4 protein-coding genes are annotated in these 6000 nt (G+C 47.3%); 1 reads left to right on the top strand and 3 read right to left on the bottom strand.

The genetic code is table 11. From position 1 onward, the window contains the following. Positions 1-74: 74 nt before the first annotated feature. Positions 75-713 carry a thiopurine S-methyltransferase gene (gene tmpT / locus Q1A08_RS11970; protein ID WP_299773159.1) on the bottom strand — a complete coding sequence of 213 codons (639 nt, stop codon included), beginning with the start codon at positions 711-713 and terminating at the stop codon, positions 75-77. Between the two features lie 84 nt (positions 714-797). Between tmpT and Q1A08_RS11965 the strand changes: the two genes are divergently transcribed. After that, the gene (locus Q1A08_RS11965; RefSeq protein WP_363323529.1) at positions 798-1226 is read left to right on the top strand and encodes a helix-turn-helix domain-containing protein; all 429 of its coding nucleotides are present in this window, start codon (positions 798-800) and stop codon (positions 1224-1226) included. Positions 1227-1294: 68 nt separating this feature from the next. Here the strand turns inward: Q1A08_RS11965 and Q1A08_RS11960 are convergent, their stop codons facing one another. After that, positions 1295-4546, bottom strand: a complete 3252-nt coding sequence (locus Q1A08_RS11960) for a glycosyl hydrolase (RefSeq protein ID WP_299773157.1) — start codon at positions 4544-4546, stop codon at positions 1295-1297. A 222-nt stretch (positions 4547-4768) separates the two neighbouring features. Further along, positions 4769-5899: a zinc-binding dehydrogenase gene (locus Q1A08_RS11955; RefSeq protein ID WP_299773155.1), complete on the bottom strand. Its 1131-nt coding sequence runs from the start codon at positions 5897-5899 to the stop codon at positions 4769-4771. Positions 5900-6000 lie beyond the last annotated feature (101 nt).

The following is a 6000-nucleotide window of genomic DNA, read 5'->3' as shown; positions in this document are numbered from 1 at the left end:
CTGACCCCAATTCGGAGCCGCGTTACTAATTGCATTCCACTCCCCCAATCGAACGCAATAACAAGCTACAACACTCAACGACTAGTCAAAATCCAAATCGCCTCGTGGCCATCAACACCATCTTTGAAATCTTTTATTAGCTTAGGGTTCGCCAATTTTTTGGTATTATGAGACTCTCCGTATAAGGCTCCAATTTCATCAGCTCCAACAGAAAACGGCGGCCCAGCCATTAACGATTGATCATACTCATAGATCACCAAAAGCTGTGGAGCCGCATCACTTAATTGATTTAACAGCTTCGCATAATCCCTACGCATCGACTCAGGCAGAGCGATTAATGCGGCGCGATCATAAATCGCATCTATGACGCCGACCTGATCTTTACTAAGATCGAAGATATCACCCACATAAACATCAATATGCTCAAAGTGATAACGTTTAAGTTTCGCCAGCTGCTCGATTTCAGGCTCTACATCTAGCTCTTTAAATAATTCAATAACGGCCGCCTCATGCAGCTCGGCCGCCACCACCCTAAAACCCTGCCCAAGTAACCAAGCAATATCTTTGGTCTTACCGCATAAGGGTACAAATACTCTATCGCCCTGCTTCAAACCAAGGTAGTGTATATTTTCAGTAAGAGCGGCGTAGACTTGCTGCTGATGAAAGCCAATATTTCTATCCTTCCAAACCTGATGCCAAAATGCTGCTTCCATTGAGTTCTCCTGTTAGTATTTAAAAGAATAATGAGTGTTCAAGAAGCCCAGCATAGCGGTTCAAGTCGACTTGAGGTCAAGCCCATGAGCGAAGAATTTATTAGTATTGGAGAAGTCGCCAAGCGCAGCGGCATAGCAGCCTCTGCGCTGCGCTACTATGAAGAAAAAGGGCTTATCGAACACACGGCTCGACAAGGCCAAACGCGCCTATACCCACCATCTATCACAGAGCGTCTAGCATTAATCACACTGGGGCAGCATGCAGGGTTTAGCCTAAATGAAATAGCCGAAGTGCTTACCAGCGATGGCTATGAGTTAGACCGTGAACAACTCAGCAATAAAGCCGAAGAAATCGACAGACAAATTCAACGCCTAAGCCTAATGCGCGACGGCCTATTACATGCCGCTAATTGCAACGCACCTACTCATTCAGAATGCCCTAAATTTCAGCGAATTTTGCGATTTACACAGCAGCAGAAAGTGAAAGAAACTGAAACGCAATCAGAAAAATAAAGTACGCAAACAAAAAGGGGTCAGAACCTTATAGGTTCTGACCCCGGTATCGAAGCCCTAAATGCTAATTACTGCACAGGGCGACCTGGCGTCCAAGGCAGTCCAAGCTGATCAGCTTGCGCTTCCAAGCCTTTCATCGCCTGCTCGGCCTTAGCTAGCTTCGGCATAAAGGCAGTAAGCTGGCGCTTAGCAATTTCCAATCCAGTGCGCACGTTACCGCCAGCCGCCGCTTGGGTATGCCAATGGCTACCGATAACAGCATTCACACGAGACATAATGCCCCAAGGTGCCACTTCATTGGCTGAAGTTTTAACTCTGTCACCATATAGCTCCACACCTAAAGCCTGTAGCTGGCTACGTAGGTCGCGAGCACCTTTCGAGATAGCAGCAGTATCAACCGTCGCCATATCGATAGCTTTCAGCGTATGCTTCAAACGACTATTGATATCAGCAAACTGACGACCAACAGCCAGCACTTTTGCTTGTGTCTTGGCGGTGTCTTGCTGGAAGGCCAGTAGCGCTTCGCGGTCTTCCGCTTGCAACACAACATCACTCATGGTGCTTAAAGAGAAGTTTTGTGGCGCAGCAGCAACAGAAACTTTGCCGTCCACACGTTGCATTAACTGGGCGCTGTATTTACCTGGCAAAGCTAATGGTGCCTGTGGTGAGCTACCCCATGGGCTAGGCTTGGATTTCTTCAAGCTAATGGGCTTGATCGCTTCATGGCGGAAATCCCAGTTAACTTGCTGCAAACCCTTCGCAGCTTTAGCGTTAACCTTACGGATTAAATTGCCATCGGCATCTTTAATTTCAAACCACATGCTTGGCGCTTCTTGATTCGCTTCTGCACGCAAGGCATCCCAGCTTGGGTATGGGGTATCTTTACCATCCTTTTGTAACTTGGCTTCGGCCTTCTGGCGCTTGGCTTTAAGTGTCTCCAAACCATCGCGCAAGTAGTAACGTAAAGCAACGCCGTATTCTGGGTTTGGTGCAATAAAGAAGTTATCACCCATCATACCTTTATCACTGCTGTAACCACCCCAGCGTCGAGTTTCCGTATAAATTGGAGAATCTTTAACAGGGAAAACCGTTGCGGCGGAATCTTTCAAACTCGCTTGGTTGGTACGTAATGGAGAGTAGTCATCTAGCACATAGATGCCGCGGCCGAAGGTACCAAACAACAAATCGTTTTCACGACGTTGAATATCCAAATCACGCACCGCTACAGTAGGCAACTGAGTAAACTTGTGCCATTTCTCACCGCCGTCCTGACTATAGAAAGCACCATACTCGGTACCTACAAATAGCAAGTTAGGATCGATGTGATCTTCCATAATGGTGTGCACAGTGCCGCGCTCAGGTAAATTACCGGCAATTGACTTCCAGCTCTTACCACGGTTAGTGGACTTCAACACATAGGGCTTTTCATCGCCGCGCTTGTGATTATCAAATACCGCGTAAATCACATCTTTACCATGGCGAGAAAACTGCAGATCCTCTACCAAGCTCATATCTGGCACGCCTTTAAAGCGGTCGTAGCGAGTCCAGCTTTCACCACCATTATCACTAACGTGAATCAAGCCATCATCCGTACCAACGGCTAGTAAATCTTTTTGCAGGGTACTTTCATCTAGGGCAATTAAAGAGCCGTAAATCGACGTTGAATCGTTTTTAGCAATGGCATCTACACTCCAAACACGATCCATTACTTTCAACTTATTGCGATCTAAACCACGACTTAAATCATCAGATATAGCAACCCAGCTATCACCACGATCATCCGAGCGGAATAACTTTTCTGCGCCGTAATATAAACGTTCACCTTTATGAGGGCTGATCAATAGCGGTGCGTTCCAGTTCCAACGCAGTGAATTTTCACCTTCAGCTGGCTGAGGAGTGATATAAACAGCTTCACGAGTTTTACGGTCGCTACGTGCTAAACCGCCGTACTGATACTGAGAATAAACAATGTCTGGGTTATTAGGATCAATGGCGGGCTCAAAGCCGTCACCGCCCAAAGTTACCCACCAATCGGCATTGGTAATACCTTCAACAGAGGTATTGCGTACCGCAGTGCCTAAGGTATTGTTATCTTGTGTGCCGCCGTATACATTATAGAAAGGCTTATCGTTATCGGCCGCAATGCGATAGAACTGAGTTAGCGGTAAATTACGTAAGTGATTCCAGTGAGCGCCATTATCAAAACTCTCGTAAATACCGCCATCACCACCAATACGAATATGATTAGTATGCTCAGGGTTTACCCATAATGCGTGGTCGTCTACGTGACGCGCTTTAAACGCTAAGGGCTTAAAAGTCTTACCGCCATCCATAGACACTTTAGAAAAAGTATCCATCACAAATAAGCGATCTGGATTTTTAGGTCCAACAATGAGCTCATTGTAATACTGTGGGCTGGAGCTCATATAAGAAGAACGCTTGGCCCATGTCTTACCAAAATCATCCGTGCGATAGATACCCTTTTCTTTATCGTTCGCTTCGATAATGGCGTAAACCGTACCTGGCTGACTTGGCGCTGCAGCCAAACCAATACGCCCCTGTTCAGACTTCGGCAGACCTTGGCTTAATTTCTGCCAGGTTTTACCACCATCGGTCGTTTTATGTAAGCCAGAACCCGGACCACCATTAATCAAGGTCCAAACATGGCGACGGCGCTGATAAGAAGAGGCGATCATTTCATCGGGATTGTTTTTATTAACCACGACTTCGTTAATACCGGTGTGCTTATCGATCTCTAAGATACGTGTCCAGCTTTTGCCGCCATCGGTGGTTTTGTATAAGCCTCGATCACCACCGCTAGACCATAGTGGGCCTTGCGCTGCAACCAAAACGGTATTGCTGTCACGCGGATCGATAATAATTTGGCTAATGTGACCGGAGTTTTTCAGGCCAACATTTTTAAAAGTCTTACCACCATCGGTGGATTTATAAACACCATCACCCGAGGCAACAGAACGTTGAGAGTTGTTTTCACCCGTGCCAACCCAGATCACTTGTGGGTCTTTTGGATCTAGCTCAACCACACCCACTGCATAGGAGCCGTAGCGATCGAAAATTGGGGTAAAAGTGGTACCCGCGTTTTCAGTTTTCCAAACACCACCTGAGGCCACGCCAACATAATACTCAGATGGCTTACCAGGAACGGTAGCCAAGTCCGAAATACGACCACTGGTATGGGCTGCGCCCAAGTTACGTAGCTTCATACCACTAAGGGGGGCGTCTTTCGCAAGGGCTATTTGACCTAGCCCGATTGAGCCAGCTGCTAGCATTACTGCGAGGGATAAACGGGTTTTCTTCACATCGATTCTCCATCTGAGTTTTAGGTTTAGGATGGTCCATTGGCTGTAACGAATAGAATCCCAGTTAGCTCAAAGGGCCACTTTGGAATTCGGCAGAATGAGGGCTTTGAAAGATGGGTGGAGAGAGGTAGGGAGAGGTAGAGGGAGGTATGGTGTAGAACGAAGCAATGCAAACGAAAAGGGGTCAGAACCCTTTTGGTTCTGACCCCGCCTTTGTGCTCGCTAGCTCGCACTTGGCACAATCAAAAATTTCTCGCCGGTCTTTTGCTGACTATAGCGCTCTAAAGCTTCTTTGCTTAGTGCGCCCGCCAAAGAAACCTCATCACTGTAATGGCTGGCAAAGGTGGTATGTAATTCAGCGGCCACCTTGGTACGCATTTCTATACTCTTCTCAAGCCCAACCTTGGCCAAGAACGGTGTTAACAAAAAGCCACCAATTCCCCAAGAGAAACCAAAACCACGCTTAAGAACTGTCGGGTTACGATCTAAGCCACCATAAATATAAACCTGCTTATAAACATCAGATCCATATCGATTGTATTCAGCCATATTACGAGCCGCTGCGGCTTCCATACAATTTAAGATATCGCTTGCCAGCTCACCGCCACCGGTTGCATCGAAGGCTAGCGTCGCGCCTGTCGCGGCTAGAGCTTCAGTTAGATCGGTATAAAAGCTATCGCTGCTAGAGTTAACGACATACTTGGCACCCAAATCCTTCAAAATGGCGGCCTGCTCTTCCTTTCGAACGATGTTTACCAGATCGATACCTTCATTCAAGCAAATGCGATTCAACATCTGCCCAAGGTTTGACGCCGCTGCAGTATGCACAAGAGCGCTATGTCCTTCAGCTCGCATGGTTTCCACCATAGCTAAAGACGTAAGGGGGTTCACAAAACAAGAAGCTCCCTGGCGAGAAGTCGTACCCTCTTCTAATGGCAAAGCCATCATGGTGTGCACACAGCGATACTGGCTGTACATATCTCCACCAACAATGCCTACTCGCTTGCCCAATAAGGCTTTTGCGGCATCAGAATTGCCCGAAGCCACCACCACGCCAGCGCCTTCATTGCCTACCGCCAAAGACTGACCAATGCGCGGTTTCACCATGCCCATCAAGTGCTCGGGAATAGGCGCTTTAACGACAGGTCGATCCGCAGTGCCGCTGTATTGCGCTTTACTGATATCAGCAGGGCCAATCAGTAAGGCTAAATCCGAAGGGTTTAGAGGCGCAGCCTCCATTTGAACAATGATCTCTTCCGGGCCTGGCTCAGGTACTTCGACCTCTTCCAAGCTTAAAGTCAGAGTTTTGTCTTCACTCACGAGAGACCGTAACTGCAGTGCACTTCTAGACATTAGGGTTTCCTTTATTATATTTGTATTGTTCTTTAGCAGCCGCTAAGGGCCCAATCGTTGTTTTAAAGCATTGGTTCCATACCAAGGGAAGCCATTTATAC

It is taken from the genome of uncultured Pseudoteredinibacter sp., from assembly GCF_947500695.1.
GTDB lineage: Bacteria > Pseudomonadota > Gammaproteobacteria > Pseudomonadales > Cellvibrionaceae > Pseudoteredinibacter.
The sequence above is the reverse complement of the archived record's forward strand: the minus strand, read 5'-3'. Positions and strand labels throughout refer to the sequence as shown.

Coding starts and splice junctions, on each gene's coding strand:
- Q1A08_RS11965 (WP_363323529.1), top strand. CDS start 798: ATGAGCGAAGAATTTATTAGTATTGGAGAAGTCGCCAAGCGCAGCGGC.
- tmpT (WP_299773159.1), bottom strand. CDS start 713: ATGGAAGCAGCATTTTGGCATCAGGTTTGGAAGGATAGAAATATTGGC.
- Q1A08_RS11955 (WP_299773155.1), bottom strand. CDS start 5,899: ATGTCTAGAAGTGCACTGCAGTTACGGTCTCTCGTGAGTGAAGACAAA.